Annotated in this window: 20 protein-coding genes, 1 tRNA gene, 1 pseudogene and 1 other annotated feature; of the genes and pseudogenes, 4 read left to right on the top strand and 18 right to left on the bottom strand. The window is 31.3% G+C overall.

The annotated features are described in order from the left end of the window. Positions 1–309: 309 nt before the first annotated feature. Both NMU03_RS08810 and NMU03_RS08805 read right to left on the bottom strand, forming a co-directional pair. Positions 310–386: transfer RNA gene (locus NMU03_RS08810), tRNA-Thr, on the bottom strand. Between the two features lie 200 nt (positions 387–586). After that, the gene (locus NMU03_RS08805) at positions 587–1012 is read right to left on the bottom strand and encodes an ECF transporter S component (protein WP_290137713.1); all 426 of its coding nucleotides are present in this window, start codon (positions 1010–1012) and stop codon (positions 587–589) included. A 122-nt stretch (positions 1013–1134) separates the two neighbouring features. Here NMU03_RS08805 and pdxR point away from each other — a divergent pair, with 122 nt between their 5' ends. Continuing rightward, a complete protein-coding gene (gene pdxR / locus NMU03_RS08800) occupies positions 1135–2373 on the top strand; it encodes a MocR-like pyridoxine biosynthesis transcription factor PdxR (protein ID WP_290137711.1) in 1239 nt (412 codons plus the stop codon). 14 nt (positions 2374–2387) lie between these two features. Next, positions 2388–2516, top strand: a complete 129-nt coding sequence (locus NMU03_RS08795) for a hypothetical protein (protein ID WP_290137710.1) — start codon at positions 2388–2390, stop codon at positions 2514–2516. On the opposite strand, the gene NMU03_RS08790 is transcribed toward NMU03_RS08795, so the two are convergent. Together NMU03_RS08790 and NMU03_RS08785 are read right to left on the bottom strand one after the other, a co-directional pair. Further along, the gene (locus tag NMU03_RS08790; RefSeq protein ID WP_290137708.1) at positions 2513–3835 is read right to left on the bottom strand and encodes a putative ABC transporter permease; all 1323 of its coding nucleotides are present in this window, start codon (positions 3833–3835) and stop codon (positions 2513–2515) included. The genes NMU03_RS08795 and NMU03_RS08790 overlap by 4 nt on opposite strands. A 72-nt stretch (positions 3836–3907) precedes the next feature. Next, positions 3908–4486 carry a sugar O-acetyltransferase gene (locus tag NMU03_RS08785; RefSeq protein ID WP_290137706.1) on the bottom strand — a complete coding sequence of 193 codons (579 nt, stop codon included), beginning with the start codon at positions 4484–4486 and terminating at the stop codon, positions 3908–3910. 341 nt (positions 4487–4827) lie between these two features. Here NMU03_RS08785 and NMU03_RS08780 point away from each other — a divergent pair, with 341 nt between their 5' ends. Then, positions 4828–6231, top strand: a complete 1404-nt coding sequence (locus NMU03_RS08780) for an IS110 family RNA-guided transposase (RefSeq protein WP_290137705.1) — start codon at positions 4828–4830, stop codon at positions 6229–6231. 149 nt (positions 6232–6380) lie between these two features. On the opposite strand, the gene NMU03_RS08775 is transcribed toward NMU03_RS08780, so the two are convergent. The 12 genes and pseudogenes from NMU03_RS08775 to NMU03_RS08720 form a co-directional block, all read right to left on the bottom strand. Then, positions 6381–6917 (bottom strand): RbsD/FucU domain-containing protein, encoded by a 537-nt coding sequence (locus tag NMU03_RS08775; protein WP_290137704.1) that lies wholly within the window; start codon positions 6915–6917, stop codon positions 6381–6383. 13 nt (positions 6918–6930) lie between these two features. After that, entirely contained in the window at positions 6931–7194 is a 264-nt protein-coding gene (locus NMU03_RS08770) for a hypothetical protein (RefSeq protein WP_290137702.1), read from the bottom strand. Beyond that, positions 7187–7459, bottom strand: a complete 273-nt coding sequence (locus NMU03_RS08765) for an ROK family protein (RefSeq protein WP_290137700.1) — start codon at positions 7457–7459, stop codon at positions 7187–7189. The genes NMU03_RS08770 and NMU03_RS08765 overlap by 8 nt, the downstream gene beginning before the upstream one ends. Further along, positions 7440–7832 carry a hypothetical protein gene (locus NMU03_RS08760; protein WP_290137698.1) on the bottom strand — a complete coding sequence of 131 codons (393 nt, stop codon included), beginning with the start codon at positions 7830–7832 and terminating at the stop codon, positions 7440–7442. Before NMU03_RS08760 ends, NMU03_RS08765 begins: the two co-directional genes overlap by 20 nt. 360 nt (positions 7833–8192) lie before the next feature. Next, entirely contained in the window at positions 8193–8927 is a 735-nt protein-coding gene (locus NMU03_RS08755; protein ID WP_290137696.1) for an HAD family hydrolase, read from the bottom strand. Next, the gene (locus NMU03_RS08750) at positions 8908–9261 is read right to left on the bottom strand and encodes an NUDIX domain-containing protein (protein ID WP_290142305.1); all 354 of its coding nucleotides are present in this window, start codon (positions 9259–9261) and stop codon (positions 8908–8910) included. Before NMU03_RS08750 ends, NMU03_RS08755 begins: the two co-directional genes overlap by 20 nt. 47 nt (positions 9262–9308) lie before the next feature. Beyond that, positions 9309–9467 (bottom strand): NUDIX hydrolase, encoded by a 159-nt coding sequence (locus NMU03_RS08745; RefSeq protein WP_290137694.1) that lies wholly within the window; start codon positions 9465–9467, stop codon positions 9309–9311. Positions 9468–9495: 28 nt separating this feature from the next. After that, entirely contained in the window at positions 9496–10440 is a 945-nt protein-coding gene (locus NMU03_RS08740) for an AEC family transporter (RefSeq protein WP_290137692.1), read from the bottom strand. Continuing rightward, positions 10441–10632, bottom strand: a complete 192-nt coding sequence (locus tag NMU03_RS08735; protein WP_290137690.1) for an HAD hydrolase family protein — start codon at positions 10630–10632, stop codon at positions 10441–10443. 29 nt (positions 10633–10661) lie between these two features. Then, complete coding sequence (locus NMU03_RS08730; protein ID WP_290137689.1) at positions 10662–11249, bottom strand: HAD-IIB family hydrolase; 588 nt, start codon at positions 11247–11249, stop codon at positions 10662–10664. A 127-nt stretch (positions 11250–11376) separates the two neighbouring features. Continuing rightward, positions 11377–14450, bottom strand: a pseudogene (locus tag NMU03_RS08725) (ABC transporter ATP-binding protein/permease). Positions 14451–14860: 410 nt separating this feature from the next. Continuing rightward, positions 14861–15703 carry a PD-(D/E)XK nuclease family transposase gene (locus tag NMU03_RS08720; protein ID WP_290137688.1) on the bottom strand — a complete coding sequence of 281 codons (843 nt, stop codon included), beginning with the start codon at positions 15701–15703 and terminating at the stop codon, positions 14861–14863. 454 nt (positions 15704–16157) lie between these two features. Continuing rightward, positions 16158–16390: a binding site (T-box leader), on the top strand. Positions 16391–16428: 38 nt separating this feature from the next. On the opposite strand from NMU03_RS08720, the gene lysS reads away from it, so the two are divergent. Next, the gene (lysS, locus tag NMU03_RS08715) at positions 16429–17919 is read left to right on the top strand and encodes a lysine--tRNA ligase (RefSeq protein WP_290137686.1); all 1491 of its coding nucleotides are present in this window, start codon (positions 16429–16431) and stop codon (positions 17917–17919) included. 409 nt (positions 17920–18328) lie between these two features. On the opposite strand, the gene NMU03_RS08710 is transcribed toward lysS, so the two are convergent. Beyond that, positions 18329–18502, bottom strand: coding sequence for a hypothetical protein (locus NMU03_RS08710; protein ID WP_290137684.1), 174 nt, complete (start codon positions 18500–18502; stop codon positions 18329–18331). A gap of 71 nt (positions 18503–18573) precedes the next feature. Then, on the bottom strand, positions 18574–19650 hold the full coding sequence (locus NMU03_RS08705; protein WP_290137682.1) for an ISNCY family transposase: 1077 nt from the start codon (positions 19648–19650) through the stop codon (positions 18574–18576). Positions 19651–20182 lie beyond the last annotated feature (532 nt).

Raw genomic sequence — 20182 nt, 5'->3', positions numbered from 1 at the left:
CAAATCACCCCTTGCCTTTATTATAATAACTTTTTTTATTTTGACAAATTTATTTCTCTTTTTGTAAAAAATAATAGACGCATATGCGTCTATCTATATAAAAAACCAAATTCATGTATGATAAGCTCTTATGAATCACTTGTCAATTCTTAAATGCTCAGTTCTATAATAAAAAGAAAAGATTTACCCTGAAATACTTCAAATCATTAACAACATATTTGATTTAAAAAATACTTATTGAATATTTGATTGAACATCTTGATCTAAAGTATTTTGTGGGCTCTGTGTCAAGAGCCTTAATATTTCAGATGGTGCCGACAACAGGACTTGAACCTGCAACCTGACCATTACGAGTGGCCTGCTCTACCGATTGGAGCTATGTCGGCATCCTTTAATATTATAATACAAAAAGGAATAGATTTCCACTATTCCTTCGGTGCAATTTTCTTTAATATGCCATTGCTTTGTAACCTTGGAGCCATAATTATGTAAAGTATTGTAGATAATACAACAGCAAGTACCGCATTGACTGAAGTTGTAATGGCATTCCATGATGCTAAGGCTTTAGCTGCATGATCTGGTGCCCCTAAAATAAAAGCTGTATAAAAATAAGAAAAATTGGTTCTCCAATCACATTAAACAACATTCCAGCTATTGTAGATACAAGGACTGCTTTCCATAAAGCTGCTCCTTGCTTTTTTTGAATATGGAAAATACGATGCGCTACAATACCAGTAATGATTCCAATACCTAGTTTGAGAATCATTGTTTTGGGTGCAACAAGCACATAGGCTGAATCCAACAAGTCTGCAATTCCCATACCAATCGCTCCTGCGATACCTCCAGGCAATCCACCTAATAATAAAGCTGCTAAAACACAAAATGTATTACCTAAATGAAAAGACGTAAATCCTGCAGGCGTTGGAATCTTAATTTGTAAAAACATAAAAGAAATATAGCACAATGCTGCCATTAACCCCACTACAACAATTTTTAATATCTTTGTATTCATGATTCATTCCCCCTTAATATGTAACACAGTATAAACGATTATTGGTTATATGAAAATAGCCAGTTTTATATTTTTTTATATGACCAGATTTGTTATAATGTGGAAAAAGGAGTGAACTTATTATGCTAACATATTCTTTCGAGCATGAAGATAAACCTATGTATGAATATTTATATGAATGTATTAAAAACGATATTATCCATCAAAAAATTCAACCTCATGAAAAACTTCCATCAAAAAGAGCTTTTGCGAAAAATCAAAATGTCAGTTTAATTACCGTTGAAAATGCATACCATCAATTGCTATTGGAAGGTTATATCTATGCCAAAGAAAGAAAAGGTTATTTTGTCAGTGAGTTACATTATCCCCATTATATTTCTCATCATACGCCTAACTTTTCATCAATTCCCCAACAAAACTATCGTATAGATTTAAAATCCAATACCGTTGCTTCATCACAATTTCCTTTTTCAACATGGTCTAAAATAACACGACAAATCCTATCTTCACAATCACAGGAACTTTTATCACGTTCCCCCAATCAAGGCTGTGATAGTCTTAGACGTGCCATCTGCTTACATCTTTATGCTTTTTGTGGGATGAATGTTTTACCTGAACAAATCATTATTGGAGCAGGAAGTGAATATTTATACAATCTTGTAATTCAATTATTAGGTCATGACAAGATTTATGCTTTAGAAAATCCAGGACATCAAAGTATTTCAAAAGTTTATCACATTAACCATGTGACTTATCATCCCATTCCTTTAGACTCACAAGGCATCGATATGAAAAATCTTTATGTCAGCCAAGCCCAAATTGTTCATATTTCCCCACAACATCATTTTCCTACTGGAATCACAATGCCTATCCAAAGACGCTTAGAACTATTAAAATGGGCACAAAACGATCATTATATCATTGAAGATGATTATGATAGTGAATTTCGTATGCGAGGAAAACCTTTATCTCCTTTATTTCAAATTGATCAAAATGAACGTGTCATCTATATGAACACTTTTTCTAAAACATTAGCTCCATCATTTCGTATCAGCTATATGATTTTACCTGCTCATCTTGTAGAAATATTCCAACAAAAATTAGGTTTCTATGCCTGCAGTGTATCGCTTCTAGAACAAGTCATTCTTGCTAAATTTATTGAAGACCATCATTTTGAAAAACATATCAACCGTATGCGTAACTACTACAAATCTATTCGTGATGCTTTTTTATCACAACTTTCACAAAGTCCTGTTTTTTCAAAAATACAAATTACAGAAGAAAATGCTGGTCTTCATTTCTTATTACATTACTCACTTGCTGATAGTGATCAGACAATATTAAAAAAGCCCAAGAGATAGGCTTAAACATCAGTATGCTTTCTCAGTTTTATCATCAACCCCAGGATTTACATACCCTTGTTATTAACTACTCTGGACTTGCTTTAGAAGATATTCCTATTGCTATGGAATTATTATGCCAGTTATTAGATGAAAAATATTAACGTTCTTTGACTTGAAATTTCGCATTAGGATAAATACGTTCCATTCGTTCATTAGGAAATTTTTCATCAATATATCTTTCCACAACATTTTGGGCTACAATCCCATTTTGTCTTTGTGAATAACGTGTCAAAGCCAATCCTGACACAATCATATTTAAAGTCATAAAAACAAGAAAACACCATGTGATGATTACGCCTTTACGATATGTTATTTTTTCTATCCATGAAGAAAGAACTGGATAAATCATCTTAATCCATACAACTGCGACAATTCCCCAGAAAAAACAGAATAATAAATTAATACGTCCTCCTAAATTAAAAGGCAAATGGCTATAATCCCAAAAAACTGTTCCAAAAACAATTTCTGTAAAAACACTACAAGCATATTCATAAGCTCCACCAACAAGTGTTCCAAACATAAAGATAAAGCGATCACTTTTATTTCGATATTGATATAAAAGCAAAGTCAATACAGCACAGCCTAGCCCCCAAACAACTGAAAAAGGTCCATAAACAACACTACTACGACTCATGATAATCCCAGTTGTCATATAACAGAAAATAGTTTCCACAATATCACCAAGAAAAGCTCCTATAAAAAATAACCAGACAAGTTTATAAAAAGAGCATCCTTTCGCAAAGATTTGATCTTTTTGAGGGGGTATTAAGAATTTCTTTTTATCTAAATGTGGATAAGCTGATACAAAATGTTTTAATGTCCATTCTGATATTTTCATACCCCAACGATCTGCTGTTTTTTGCATGTTTTCAGAAACTTCTTTAACAAGCCCCTTCTTGACACGCGAACGTGTACTTAATATCCCTGTTAATGTTCCTAAAACATCAATAATCATAACAACAACCCCTATAATCAATAAGATTTCTCTTATTGATATAGGTATGAGGTGCAAAGCACTTAATAAAATAGGTTCAACAAATTCAATACAGATAACAGCCATCAACCCCCAAAGAATTGTATAAGGCATATGAACATAACTTCCAAACTGAAATCTTTTATGTGAATAATCCCACCATTTATAATGAAAAATCTGTTGTAAAATAAAACCAGTCAAATAAACAACGACAAAAGCAATAATCGCTCCACCTAAAAATAGAAAAAACCATTGTCCTTTGAGTTCATGTAAGAATATCGTAAACAAAACTCCACAAATTCCATAAGACGGACAATAAGGTCCATATAAAAAACCAACATCAATAAATTTATGACGACGATAAGCCGCTAGTATTGTTCCTAATAACCATCCTATAAAAGAATAAACAAAAAATATCCCTAACTGATCATAAATAAAACTTTCCATCATTTTCCTCCATTTATAATGTATATATTATAGTGTACATATATGAATAATTTATGAAGAAAAAAGAAAAAATCAGAAAGATTTCTGATTTTCATCCCATTGTTTGATGATACGACATGGATTACCACATGCTAAACTATGTGGTGGTATATCTTTAGTCACAACACTCCCTGCTCCAATCACACAATCATCGCCTATAGTGACACCTGGCATCACAGATACATTCGCTCCAAACCAGACATTATTGCCAACATGAATAGGTAATGCAATTTCTATACCACTATTTCTTTCTTTATAATCCATTGCATGATTGGCAGTATAAAAACCACAATATGGTCCAATAAAGACATCATTACCAATAGTTATACTGCCACCATCCATAAAATAACAAAAACTATTGATAAAAACATTTTTCCCCAAATGAATCAAATGACCATAATCACATATAAAAGGACTGATTAACTCCAAATTTTCAGGATAATAACCTAATAACTGAGTAATCACATCTTTTCTTTTTTCCATCTCACTTGGTTTTAAATGATCCAAATCAAAGCATAAATCTTTAGCTTTAATACGCATTTCTATTATTTGTGGATCATTATTTGCATCATACCATTCACCACGATACATCTTTTCTAATTCACTACTCATAATTTTCTCCTCGTATAATATGTATAGAAGTTTGAATTAAGGATTTCTCTTTTTAAACAACTGAGATATCTCAGTTGTTTAAAAAATCCTTGCTTCTACACTCTCTTTTTAAGATAATAGTTTCGTTTTGAATCAAGGTTTTATTCTTTTCTCCTGCGGCCATCTTGTTATGTTCCGCTTCTAAAAGACTTAATCCTCTGTTCAAGGCGTACTTTATACCCGAATGAGTTTGTTGCAGCAGTGTATTCTCACTTGTCTCCGCATTTACGAGGTTGCGTTTGTCTTGATTTAGAGGTGCAATTCAAAACCATTTACATACTTTAGAAAGAAGGTCATTTTTTATGAAAAATTACAATTACAATCTTTATGTTGGCATTGATGTCTCTAAAGGCAAGGCTGATGCTGCTGTTCTGGCTGTCCCTGAATTAAGATCGGTCAAACCTCATTTCCTTAGAAAAAAATTATCTTTTAAGTTTATTAAATCTGAAGTTGTTGAGTTTTTAAATACTGTTAGAAAGTATTCCAGTGATCAGTACTGTCTCCACACTTATTTTGCTTTGGAAGTCACTGGCATATATTCTACTAATATCTACACCTTTATTAAACAAAACTGTAATAGCGATGAAGAAATCCATCAGCTTAATACGGATTTCGTTAATAAATGGAGAGAAAGCCATAATATATCTAAATCTGATCCTTTGGATGCTCAAACCATCTGTTCCATTATCGGTACTGATGATCAGGTCAAATATGTTTCAGATTCTGTTTTTGAAAACAAAAACGGATATCAAGATCTTAAGGCTCTCGTTCACAGACACTATCAGATTAAAAAACTCTATTCTCAGGAAACTAACCGTCTCATTGCCCTTTGTGATTGTTATTTCCCTGAACTTCAGTATGTTTTTGAACCTAAATCAGCTGCTTTCCTGGCTGTCTTATCTCAATATCCTACTTCGCATGATATCATAAATGCTTCCAAAAATGAAGTGTTTCATCTTGTTTACGAAGCAACTAGACATCGCTGCAGTATGGATAAGATTGATAAGCTTTTCAATTATGCTCAGGATACACTGGTTCCACATGTATCCGATCATATGAGATATGTTATTTCCAACACTGTTGAAAGCATCATCCATATTCGTACACAATTGAAACTGATTGAAAAAGATATCAGAAAGCTTGCTGCCACTTTTAATGTTTACAGTCTGCTGTTGACCATCACTGGCTGTGGTCCTTTGACTGCCGCTGTTATCATCGCTGAAACCGGAGACATCTTCAGATTCAAAAATGCTGATCATTATGTCTCTTACAGTGGTTCATCACCACGTAACAAGCGTTCTGGCAAGTCTGTGGAAATCATGGGCAAGATTTCCAAGAAAGGCTCAAAATACCTGAGACACGCTCTTTACATGATTGCCGAATTTGCCAGACGACATAATCCTGTTCTTAAACACTTATTTGAAAGAGTGAAGAACGGAAATAAAAAGCGTCATAAATTAGCGGTCATTGCAGTTGCCAATCGCATTGCCAGATATATCTATTCAATCATGAAAAACGAAAGCAGTTTTATAATCATGCATGAAAATATCATGCGATTACCAGAAGAAACCCGAAATACGTTCTTCAATTCAATATCTTTAGATTTTCCAAAGAATACCAGAAAACAGATTTATCAGTATTCTGATATCAATGGTGAAATCCATCGCTTTGTTTATAGGAACGAAGCAACGGAATCAGTAGCTTAAAAACAAAGAAAACCTAAAATGTAAGAGCTTTCAAACACTGAGTTTTGAGAAGTTGTTTTTAGTGCACCCAAAAATCCACTAAAAACATCAAAGAACATCGGATTGCTCCTCTAAATCAGGACAAACACTATTAAAATCATTTTTTTAAATTAATTATTGACATTTAATAGTTTGTCTTTTAATCCATTTTTTAACCATTCCATACTTATGTCAGCACTTGGATACCCAGCAATCAATATAGCTTGAGCATGTATACCATAATCATCTGTTTGAACAACAGCTTTGCAACGATCTCTCATTTGATAATATTCAGGAATATAATGCATTGTATGAATATTTTTTGAATCAAAAAGTTTCTCTACAACCTGATAAGCCTCCTGATTTTGTTGAGGCATATCTTCTGTTACAATTGCACCTTCAAAATCCCCACATTCTACCAATGTTTCTACAACATCCTGAAATGAGGGATAACCAGTCACAACCCCTAAATCTAAATATTCTATATTTTCACTCAATGGATAGATGGCATGACGTGATGTCCCACTTCCTGCATCAGCAATAAATAACATTTCTCCATGTCGCATACTTGCGACAATGGAAGCCAAACATTCATTTAAAATTCTTTTTTCATAAACACCCTCACTTATTAAAAGACTTTTAATAAGTGTATTATGCCCTAATATCATAAAAAAATAAATCCTATAAAAGTTCTTCAATAAAAATTTTTAAAGACAATAAGTAAATACCTTGCATATAGTCTTTTGTATATTCTTTTTGATATTGAATTTGTGGCATGAATTCTTGGGGAATATATTCCAAACAAATTTTTTCAATCTTTTCAATATCCTCAGGATAAATAGCCTCACCTGTTAAAATCACTTTTGATGGATTCAAAAGAGATGCATTACAACAAAGTGATAAAGCTACATTTTCAACAGAATAAAGAATATGTTTTTTACTCAAAAAAGTGAAAAAAAGGTAAATAAAGAATTTCTCCAGCAACTTCATTTCTTCCTTCCAATAATTGTCCATTGATAACACTTCCACAACCTGGTCCACTATCTTTGGGATAAGTTAAAAAACAGACATCTTCTTGCAAATGATGAGTTGCATAATAACCATAAGCGGTATAATTCCTATCATTTTTAATAATGATAGGACACGATATCTCTTTTTCTAATTCCTGTTTAAAATGCCAGCCTTTCAATTCAAAAAATATCAGATTCAATCAAAACCCCATTAGAAACTATTGCTGGAACCCCTATGCCAATGATACGAATAAAGCTATCCTTTTGGTAAAGTTCTATAATTATTTGTAATAATTTTTGTTGATCTAAACAATCTAATTGAATGATTTCATGTTTCATGTTTTGACCCAAAGCATCTTTAATTTCATAATATAAATAGTTTTGTTGTTTTTTTCTTTGAATTGAAATAACAAGGATATGAAAAAAATCTTGATGTATTACATATTTTTGAGTAGGTCTTCCCATTCCAAGTTGCAAGGCTTCACTTTCTAAAACAATGCCTTGTTTCACAAAATCATTTAAAATTGTATGGTCATTTTGTTGTCTCAGTTTTCCTATTCCAATTCTTGTCATGACAAACTCCTTATTACTGGGGCAGTGCATTCAATCATATTTCCTTTACTATCTATAATCTCAACCACTCAATTGTTTTTAATTTGTGTTAAGGGAAAATGAATCTTTTTCCCAACGATTTGTTTTTTGAGGATTTCAATAGTTTCAAATTCAAAACTTGGCAAACAATTATTACCAAAATGATATTCTTCTTCCACTTTTTGATAGGCAAACAAACCTAAACGAAAGCCATTGATATCAAAAATACTATAAACTTCATCTTTAAATATTATGTCTTGTTATAAAAAATCTTCATAAAAAGCAATCGCAAGTTGCATATCTTGAACACATAAATATAATGATCTTAATTGACAAAACATTTTACTGACCTTCTATCATTTGAATAGCTTCATTAATTGATGAAACAACATAGGTTGCTTTCTTTTGAACACTTTCAGGTGAGTCATGAAAAGTAAAAGAACAATCAGCACTTTCTAACATCGGTATATCATTATAAGAATCACCTATTCCATAAACATAATCCAAATGTAATAATTCTTTCAATTTTTGAATAGCTGCACCTTTAGAACAACCTTTTTTCACAATATCAATATATTCTTTATTTTGAAAAGCAACAATATCATCATAAGTTTCATTTAAATCCTGTGTCCATTGTTTTGCCTGTTGTTCATTTTTAGCATTTATAGACAAACCAAAAATATGTTCACTTCCAACGTCATCTAATGTTTCAACATAAGTTTGAACAATTGGTATTTTTGAATCTTTAAGTAATGTGTAAATGCGAAAATCTGCTTGAATCGAGACTTCAGCCTGATGATGATATTGTTGATATATAGCTTGCATGGTATCTTTTGAAAGTGTCTGTTCATAGAGAACTTGACCGTCTTTATCCAAAATACAAGCTCCACTACTCACAATATAAAAATCAGGTTGGATTATATCTTTAATATAATGTTGAACCCCAATAAAAGGTCTTCCTGTACACAATCCAAATAAATGATGTTTTTGAAAGTTCAAAATAGCTTTTTGATCATGCTCTCTCACTCCATCTTCAAAATATAATGTTCCATCAAAATCACTGGCTAATGCTTTCATATTTTTCTTCCTCCAAATAATTTTCTATCATTTCTAATTCTTCTTTTTTGATACAATGTGGCATCTGATTTTCCAAAACAGCTTGTTGACATAATCTAAACGGCATCCATTTTACATTTTCCACTTCTTCTTTTTGTAATGTCATAGGACCATCATACCATAAGATATAGACACGTGATACCTGAACGTTATGAAAAGGTTGTTCATGGAAAATATGAAAACTATCACTATAGCTTGTTCCAATATAATGTAATTGACTAATTGAGGCATCGATACCTAATTCCTCTTTTAATTCACGCAAAGCAGAAATCTTATAATCACTTCCAGCTGGTATATGACCAGCACTAGAAATATCATAGCATCCTGGATAGGAATCTTTGTTCAGACTTCTTTTTGGAGTAGGATTTCAATTTCATCACGTTTTCTCAATATCCAAACATGACTGGTACGATGACGAATACCATGACGATGGGCATATTCCCTTTCTACTGTTTCTCCTGTTGGATTTCCTTTTTCATCGACAATATCTAAATATTCCATATTTAATCACGCCTTCTAACATTTATTTTTATATAAAAGACAAAGTCTTTAAAACCCAAATCCAAAAAGTTAATGAAAAACCACTCAGTAATGTTGTCATCATTACAACATTACTGCTTAAAACACCAACATGTCCCATATTTTTAGCCATTACATAACAAGTGACTGTCGTAGCTGAACCAAGCATTACTAAAATCGCAATCAATTGTTCATTATGAAATCCACAAACAATAGCTAAAGGTAAAAACAAGGCACAAAAACCAAACAATTTAAAGAAAGATGCACCAACTGCAGGTTTCATTTGATCGACTGCCTTTTTAAATTCAAAAGAAGCACCCATAGCCATTAAACCTAGTGGTGTTGCAGTGTTCGCAACATAGGATACACTTTTTGAAAGAATCGCAGGCATCGGTAAATGACATAGTGACCAGATTAAACCTGCTACAATCCCTATAATAATAGGATTGGTTAAGACACCTTTACAAGTCTTTTTTATTAAGTCTTTATCTATTTTTTGTGATTGAGGTTGATAAAATGATAAAATAATGACTGCAAAAATATTATAAAGTGGTACACTTCCAATAATCATTAAAGGCCCCATTGAGGATTGCCCATAAATATTTTGAATCAGTGCTACTCCTAATAAAGCAGCACTACTACGATATGTTGCTTGAATAAACTCTCCCTTTATGCTTTTTTCTTTAAAGAAACAAGAAATCAAGGTTGCGATTGTAATACTCAATAATGTCACAACAAAACAAAAAACCACAAAAGAAAAATCCCATACTTCTACAAAATCAACTGTCGCAATATCTTGAAATAATAAAACTGGTAAAGGAATCAAAAAGACAAAACGATTGAGTTGTGAGGCAAAACTTTCACTGATCCATCCAATCTTTTTTAAAATCATTCCTAAAACCATCATGAAGAAAACAGGAACTGTCGCATTTAAACTAAATAATAAATTTTCCATTTAATCCTCCTGAGGAAACAAGATTTTTAAAATACGTTCTAATCCCTGATCTGTAATTGAACGACAAACTAAATCTGCCTTTTGTTTTAATAATTCTACTGCATTTCCCATAGCGACACCCACTTCACAATAATCAAACATTTCCAAATCATTGATACCATCTCCAAAAGCATATGTATCTTGACAATCCATCTGATAATAATCTAAAACTTTTTGGATGCCTACAGCTTTAGAAATCGTTGGTGAAAAAATTCAAAAGCATTCTCACTTCCATGTTCATCATGATGAATTACACAACCAAATTTATCTTTAATATATTGTTCTATACGAGCTTTATCCACATCTTTTACATTCGCTTCTATTTTAATTGTCTTTTTCAAGACTTCATATTTATCAAAATCATGTTGAAACATTTCTGCTATTCCTTTAGCACGAAAGAATTGATAAAGTTCCTGATACTTTTCATCAATATAAATTGAATCAGCTGTTTCAATCATATAATCACATTCTAATTCTTCTAACATATGAATTGTTTTGACACATAAATCATAATCCATGCGATCTTCAAAAATAGATGTTCCATCAATTTCCACATACCCACCATTAGCTAAAACAAAACCATCAAAACCAATACTTAAAAAATGTTGGTTCATCATTGCTTTAGGTCTCCCTGAAGAAATAAAAATCTTATGTCCTAATTTTTGTATTCTTCTCAATTTATTGATTACACCTGCTGGAATTTCATGAATACCTTGACTGCTATCTATTAATGTCCCATCAACATCAAAAAACAATATTTTAGATTTCATAATACTTCCTCCATGACAATTATTATACAGAAAAATATATTTTTGAGGACTTATTTTTCTTAGTTTGAAAGAAAATTTTTTATTAGCAAGTTACTCAAAAAAAGAATAAGATATTTCATCCTATTCTTTATTCACTACGTAATGCTGATACAGGATCACTCTTAGCAGCCTTCTTAGAAGGAATGATACCGCCTATCAATGTTAAAATAACACTCAAAACAATTAATATAATACCTCCAGTGACTGGTAGTGTAGCACTGACATCGACATTTCCTGCAATAGAGTGGATAAGCATATTTCCAGGTATCAACAACAAGAGTGTAATCCCTATACCTAAAACACCCGCTAATAAACCTACAATGAATGTTTCTGCATTGAAAACTTGTGAAATATTACGTTTAGATGCTCCAATTGCACGTAAGATTCCAATTTCTTTTTGACGTTCAAGAACACTAATATAAGTGATAACACCTATCATAATAGAAGATACAACAAGTGAAATAGCAACAAAAGCAATTAAAACATAACTAATCACATTAATAATATCTGTTACTGATGACATTAATGTTCCCACATAATCTGTATAGGAAATCACTTTATCTTCATCTGTTTGTTCCATTTTCACATTATAATCATCTAAAATATCAATCACATTTTCTTTTGTTTCAAAATCCTTTGGATAAATATTAATCCCACTTGGTTCATCAAAATCAGCATATCCTAAAGCTTTTAAATTATTTTCATAAGTTGAAGTTTCTGTTGTCATTAAAGACATCATTAATTCTGATAATTCTTCTTCATTCATATTCATTTGAATAGACTGAGCAAAAACTTCAGGATTGATTCGAATTGCTGATTGCATGTTTTTAGCTAAAGTTCCCATTTGTTGAGTCATTTGAGTACTGATTTGTGTTTGCAAAGATTGAGAAATTTGTGCAGTATACTGACTCATAATTGTTTGCATCTGGCTTTGTAATAATGTTTCAAACTGTTTTGTCAAACCACTTTCCTGTAAAAGTGTCACTATCTGTTGTTGGAGCAATGTCTTAGCACGTTGTGTTTCAATATAACTCATAAAATAGGTTTGCATTTGAGTTGGATCAAGCATTCCATTTTCTACCATATACTGTTGAAAATCAGTTGTAATGACTTGACTTAAACTTTCTATTTGTTCCCTTGAAAATTGAACATCTAATTGTGATAAAATTGCATTCATATCAATGGATGGTAAATTGGTCATATCTAATTGAATTTGACTAAGGTCAAGTTGCCCCATTCCTTTTGTCAATTGACTTTCATCCACTGTAAAAGCACTTTTTAATTTCTTTTCATCAACGGTAAATAATGAATTCATATCAAAATCTTTATTCTCTTTATCATCAAAATCTCTACCAGTAAACACATCAATATTTTTATTCTTTAACTGTTTTTTTACAATTTCACTATTTTGTGCCTGTTCAATAACATGTGTTGTTAAAGCGTGAGGATAACCAATTCCTGTTTTCAACATAGTTGCTGTAGAACTTTCAGATGGTTGTACAATGCCTACAATTTTTATAGTTCCACCATTTTGAATCAATTTTTTCATATAATCTTTATCCTCTGTTTTATCTTTATAAAGATCATATTTTTCATCATATTGATAATAATCAGAAGCATTCACCAATTTAAATTCTTTATTTAAAACATCTTCATAACTATAAGATTGATTATTTTCAGGTGCCTCTACATCTTCCTCTTTAGCAAACTTATTAACCATCTCATCTAATTCAGAAAAATCTCTTAATCCAAGTGTATAAGACATCAAATCATTAATCTTTCCACTCTTTGTTAAAACAAGGACACATTCATTATAGTTTTGAGGCCAACGTCCAGCTTTGATATCATATTGATCAACATATAATCTTTCATCACTAGGCATTTCATAAAAAACATCCGTACTCATCATTGTTGACATCATGCTATTACCACTACTTGATGATCCTAAGCCTAAAGATTGAAAAGATTGGTCTGGATGAACCTGTCTGATTTTATCTGTACTTGTATTATAAATTTGTGGTGCTACATTATAAGTATATTCAACAGCATTCGTATATTGTTCAATCTTAGTTTTTCCACTATCTAAATATTGTTTAAAAGAAGCCAAATCATTGGAACCAATCTTAGAAAACATGTTTGTAATCATTTGTAAAACTTGAATATCGCCTTTTTCATTGTCTGCACTTTGATTATCCTGTACATCTACCATCATAGAAGTCATATCAAAACCTGTACTTTGAATCTGTAAAGGATATTCTGATAAAGTTTCTTCTTCAATTGATTGAATATAGGTATTCACACCATTAGAAAGAGATAAAATCAGTGCAATTCCAATAATTCCAATAGAACCGCAAAAGACGTTAAAAATGTTCTGGCTTTTTTAGTGCGCAAGTTATTAAAACTCAATGATAAAGCTGTTAAAAAAGACATTGAAGATTTTCCCATATTTTTATGTTGGGGTTTTACTAATTCATCTTCACTAATCAAATATGGATCAGAATCACTACGAATTGTTCCATCTTTTAATTCCACAATACGTGTCGCATAATCTTGAGCCAATTCAGGATTGTGCGTAACCATCACAACCAATCGATCTTTAGCCACTTCTTTTAATAACTCCATGACTTGTACACTGGTATCACTGTCCAATGCCCCTGTTGGTTCATCAGCCAATAAAATATCAGGATTATTCACCAACGCTCTAGCAATCGCCACACGTTGCATCTGTCCACCTGACATTTGATTAGGTTTTTTATGTCCTTGATTACCTAGCCCAACCTGTTCTAAAGCTTTTTTAGCACGATTTCTACGCTCAGTCTTAGAAATACCTGATATTGTTAATGCTAATTCAACATTGGCTAATACCGTTTGATGAGGAATCAGATTATAACTTTGAAAAACAAAACCAATTGTATGATTACGATAAGAATCCCAATCCCTATCTTTATATTTCTTTGTCGATATACCATTAATAATCAAATCACCTTGATCATAACGATCTAATCCACCAATAATATTTAAAAGTGTTGTTTTTCCACTTCCACTTGGTCCCAGAATCGCCACAAATTCATTATCTCTTAAATTCAAGCTCACACCATCAAGTGCTTTTTGAACAAGATTTCCAGTTTTATACTGCTTGTGTATATTTTTTATCTGTAACATGCTTCTAACCCCTTTTTATAAATATCTATTATTAAACATCTTTAATTTGAATTGAAAATGAACATTTCTCTTTTCCTTCTATTTCTTACTTTTTTCAACATATTTCCCGGGTAATAAAAGCATTTTATTTCTTTATTTAAAAACATCCATTGACTTTCTCTATTTATTTTTTAGTTTTACTTATAAGTGAGAGAAATCAAGTTTCTTTATTCTTTTTAAAATTCATGCTTAATATATCTAAACATATTAACAATACTCTTATTATCATATAATTTCAAAAAGAGCATTTTTCTATTCTTAACAATTATGAATTAATTCAATGTTCAAGAAATAATCACTAGTATGTTCTATATATTTTTTTGTAATATAACACTTTTAAAAAATCAGAGATACAAAAGTATCTTAGATGATTACGAATGAACTAACTGATAGAATTGATGATAACTCATATCTAAATCAATGTTATCTTCTATTTTTTCTATTTGTTCTTCATTGCAGTCTTTTATCCATTCAAGATTTTCATTCGTAAATCTCTTAATTAAGATTTTCATAAGAGTTTCAATTTTACCTTTTAATATACCACGTTTCTCACCACGTTCTTCTCCAAGTTTTTCTCTTTCTACTACAATTTTTTCTAATTCTTTGCACATTTCGTATTTTCCTCCTTCAGATTTTTTAAAATAACTGGCTCTTGTTTTCAAGACTTCATAATGCATTTGATCTGGATCCCTGCACATTAAATCATGCATCAACAACCCTAATGGGCTTTCATCTTCTATACTGGCATTTAAATAGATGATATGTAACTTATCATTAAACAATCTTCCAACTTCATCTATGTATCTGTTAATATGACTGATGATTTTGTTTGTTTTTAAGAAATCATCTTCACATATAAACACAACATACATTTCTTCAATCTGATTCCATTCTTCACCTGCAAATGATTCACTACAATCTAATATGCTTGCATGATACCTTGCTCTTAGTGGTGTGGCGTTTTCCTCGTTTTTTTCCATTTCGATGTTGATGATTTTCCCATCACTAAGTGTAGCGACAATATCCATCCCTATGGACCTGCCCTGAAGATTCTTACGTTCATCTTCAGTTTCAAACTTCATTAAGGAAACATCATCACCAAAGATTGTTTTGACAAGAAGTTCAACACAATTTTGATTCTTGAATAGAACTTTCATGAACTCATTGTCAATAGGTCTAAGTATTTCCAGTATCTCCAAATACTGTTGATTCATAGTTAATCACTCCTTCTCTAAGATTTTTATAGTTTCAAAACTTTCCATATTTAAGGAATGATAAACAGGATTAAAATACCCTTCTATTATATATATACGCAAAAATTTTCGATTTTTCTTTTTATTTCTATAAAAAAGTTTAAAAAACTTTCTTTTCAAGATAAATATAGCATATTATTTGCTTAAAGTAAATAATATGCTATATTTTCATATTCAGTTCTTAGCAATGTAAAACCTTTATTAAACTGATTTTTAGAAAAGCTCTTAAAATCATTCAACCAATGAATTTAATCAAAATATCAAAATGGTGTTCTCTTTAATTTTGTAATCAAGAGTTTCTTTGATGGCTATTTATTATTCCTGTCTCATTTCAATACACAACGAAAATTTCGTATCTTGTCAAAGATTAAGACTTGACATTAAATATGATTATTTATATAATACACCCGTATAGAAAAAGGCGATGAATAGAAGAGTAATTGTTATGATTTATGAACAGAGAGTCCTGATGGTGGAAATGGATGATAGTAATAACAATGAAAAAAGACTAGGAGCCGTATTTTGGATCGTATGTGATAAAATAACGTGTGCCGCGTTACAGGCTAGACTCTGATAGGAGTTGAAAAGGTTTATACAGTGATGTATAAATGAATAAGGGTGGTAACACGATATACTCTCGTCCCTTTGTGGGAGAGAGTTTTTTTATTGGAAAGGAGAAAACAACCATGGAAGAAAGACAATTTAGTGAACAAGAATTAGTAAGACGTGAAAAACTTGATTTTTTAAGAGAAAGAGGCATTGATCCTTTTGGACAAAGATTTGAAGTCACTGCTTTTTCTCAAGACATTAAAAACACATATGCAGGAAAAACACATGAAGAATTAGAAGAAGCAGCGATTGAAGTCAAAGTAGCTGGAAGAATTATGACAAAAAGACGTAAAGGAAAAGTCTGCTTTATGCATATTCAAGATAAAGAAGGACAAATTCAAATTTATGTCAGAAAAGATGTAATTGGTGAAGATAATTATGAAGTTTTAATTAAAAGTGATATTGGTGATATCGTTGGTATTATTGGAACTGTTTTTGTAACAAATACTGGTGAATTGTCTGTAAAAGCAACTCAATACATCCACTTAACAAAAGCTTTACGTCCTTTACCTGAAAAATATCATGGTTTAAGTGATATTGAAGAAAGATATAGAAGAAGATATGTTGATTTAATTATGAATGAAGATGCAAGAAAAATTGCCTTTACAAGACCTAAAATTATTCGTTCTATTCAACATTATCTTGATAATCTTGGTTATACAGAAGTAGAAACACCTGTTCTCAATCCTATTTTAGGAGGTGCTTCAGCTCGTCCATTTATCACTCATCACAATACTTTAGATATCAATTATTATTTAAGAATCGCAACAGAATTATCTTTGAAAAGATTAATTGTTGGTGGTATGGATGCTGTGTATGAAATTGGTCGTTTATTTAGAAATGAAGGTATGGATAGAACACATAATCCTGAGTTTACAACAATTGAAGTTTATAAAGCATTTAGTGATTTAGAAGGTATGATGGATTTAACAGAAGGTATTATTTCTAATGCCGCTAAAGAAGTATGTGGAACATATGATATTGAATATAAAGGGCATCAACTTTCTTTAGCACCAGGATTTAAACGTATTTCTATGACTGATGTGATTAAAGAAAAAACAGGTATTGATTTTGCTAGTGATATGACTTTTGAAGATGCGAAAGCATTAGCTAAAGAACATGGTATTGAGTTACAGCCACATTATGAATATGGACATATTATTAATGAATTCTTTGAAAAATATGTAGAAGAAACAATTGTAGAACCTACTTTTGTTTATGGACATCCTGTGGAAATTTCTCCACTTGCAAGAAAGAATCCTGAAGATCCACGTTTTACACAAAGATTTGAATTATTTATTTGTGGTAATGAATACGCTAATGCATTTAATGAATTAAATGATCCTGATGATCAATATGAAAGATTTGCAAATCAGTTAAAAGAAAAAGAACTTGGTAATGATGAAGCCAACGAAATGGATTTAGATTATGTAGAGGCTTTGGAATACGGATTACCACCAACAGGTGGAATGGGTATGGGTATTGATAGACTTGTGATGTTATTGACTGGACAAGAAAGTATCCAAGAAGTCATTCTTTTCCCTCAGATGAGACCAAGAAATAAATAGTGATAAAATCAAGATAATTTGAATTATCAATGAATTAATAATATAAATATAAGCATAAATTTATGATATGATAATACGAAACAATTCATGACTATTGATCATAAAGTTATGCTTTTTTTATTCCATAAAAGAGTTAGATAATTTATAGAAAATATGTAAGTGGATGCATTTTTGAAAAATATGTTAAATTTTTATGCATTTTTATATGTTTTCATACATTATCATGAGACATGGACGCATTTTTTTGTAAGTGGCTGCATCTAATTTAAATGTATAAATATGATTCATTTGTTATATACTGTCAAGCAATTTTGAAAATGTCCTAAAAATTTTTAAACATTAACACCGCAATTTCGGTGCTTTTGCTTTGCAAGATACCTTAAATAAGAATCTTGTTTCCATGGATGACTCATTGGTGGAATATATTTATTTTTTCTTTCTTTGGCTTTATTTCTTCATCAAATTCTTTAGAATATGGACTGTGTTTCGGAACTTCCTGCATCAGGTAAATTTGATCAAGAATATTCACATATAATCCTCCATCAAATGATTCTATGACCATACAATCCATCTTATTTTTCATATAGCATGGGGTCCCGTTTGATGTCACCGGTATGTATATCTTATTTTTGAATTTGATACTGTGTCCTGCATCTATCTTTCTTGGTGAAAGAACCGCCAATGTATGATTAATCTTCTCCAATGATGGTTGCATTTCAAAGACCGATTTGGTACTATTGAGGTGTAGAGCAAATCTGTCATTGAATTTTTTAGGTATGAGTTTAAAAATTCATTGGCTGACTCTATATCTTTGATATGAGCACGTTTAAGCTCGACAGGCAATCTTGATTGAAAGGTCTGATTCAATCGTTCGATTCTGCCTTTGGCTTGAGCGATGCTCGTTGTTTTAATATCAACGCCAAGATTATGACAGGCATAGGAAAACTGTGTAAAGGTGTCTTCGTCATCAAAGGCGTTGTTTTTTCTTTTATATTCAAACACAGTGCGGCGATCAGTATAGAACATGGCAGGGATTCCATAGTTAGTGAGAATTTGATAAAAGACATGATAATAGCCATTTAATGTTTCCTGATGATCAAAACAAGCCCCAACCACCTCACCGGTAGCATCATCGACAGCAAGGTGAAGATGCCAAATTTGACCAGGAATCCACTCATAGCTGGATGCATCCATTTGAATCATCTCACCCTTATATTTACATCTAGGTCTTCTAGGATGAGCATCATTTTCATCAACAGAGGCAATGACTTCTTTGATTTGATTTTGAATTTTTTTAGAAGAAGTATTATTCAATTGAGCCTTCAGCTGATTTTTAAGGATTTTTCTAGTTTTTTTGGTAGCTTTAGGAGAAATAATATTTTCCTCTCTAAGCCATTTATTCAAGGTAGTATCACTGATTTTGACATTAAGATCATCATGAACGATTTCACAGAAATGAGTAAAATTGGCATTAGAGTAATAATCGACATATAATTTAATGATCTGATTTTTAATATCAAGAGGGATGGTAGTAGCAGGAGCTCTACCTCTATTGCCATGAACGAAACCAGCTTTTCCATAAGTTTTATATTTAATGATCAATCTATTAATGGTTCTGACAGAGCAGTTAAGTTTAACAGCAGCACGCTTTTTATTACCATTAGTTTCAACAAGTTTTTTAATAGTCAGATATTTATTTTCTTCATTCATTCTTAAAACAACCTTTCTCATAGAATAACCTCCCAACAAAAGTGAGATTATATAATAACATGAATTTTTGAATATGTCCTGCTAGCAGGACATATTCAACTTGGATACATTAAGACATTATCATATTTGAATCAGAGTATAAATATGATTCATTTGTTATATACTTGAAATAGAGTCAGGCTAATGTTATAATTCCTGACTTTGGTATCCAACATTAAAATATAGTGAGAGTTTTATTAAAAGAAAGTGTTTATCTTTTAAATGATTTCTACTGGCTTTTATATTTTATAATTGAATATTTGACTTATTTATCTTTCTATCAGGTAATAATTTGCTAATGATAATTTTGCCATCTTCTCAAAAATCTTTGATGAATTGACTTGATGTCTAGACGTTAATATATTGGCTTTCCAAGATTCAACAGAAGTAAGAGATTTAAAAGTATGATGTGCACCACAACGTTTTTGAGGGGAATAATCACTTTCAATGATTGATGAATAAGTATGCTCTTTATTATGGTTTTTTTAAGAAAATAAGCCATAATGCATCTCCA

The organism is Allocoprobacillus halotolerans, assembly GCF_024399475.1.
GTDB lineage: Bacteria > Bacillota_I > Bacilli_A > Erysipelotrichales > Coprobacillaceae > Allocoprobacillus > Allocoprobacillus halotolerans.
This window is presented reverse-complemented; position numbering and strand designations above follow the sequence as displayed.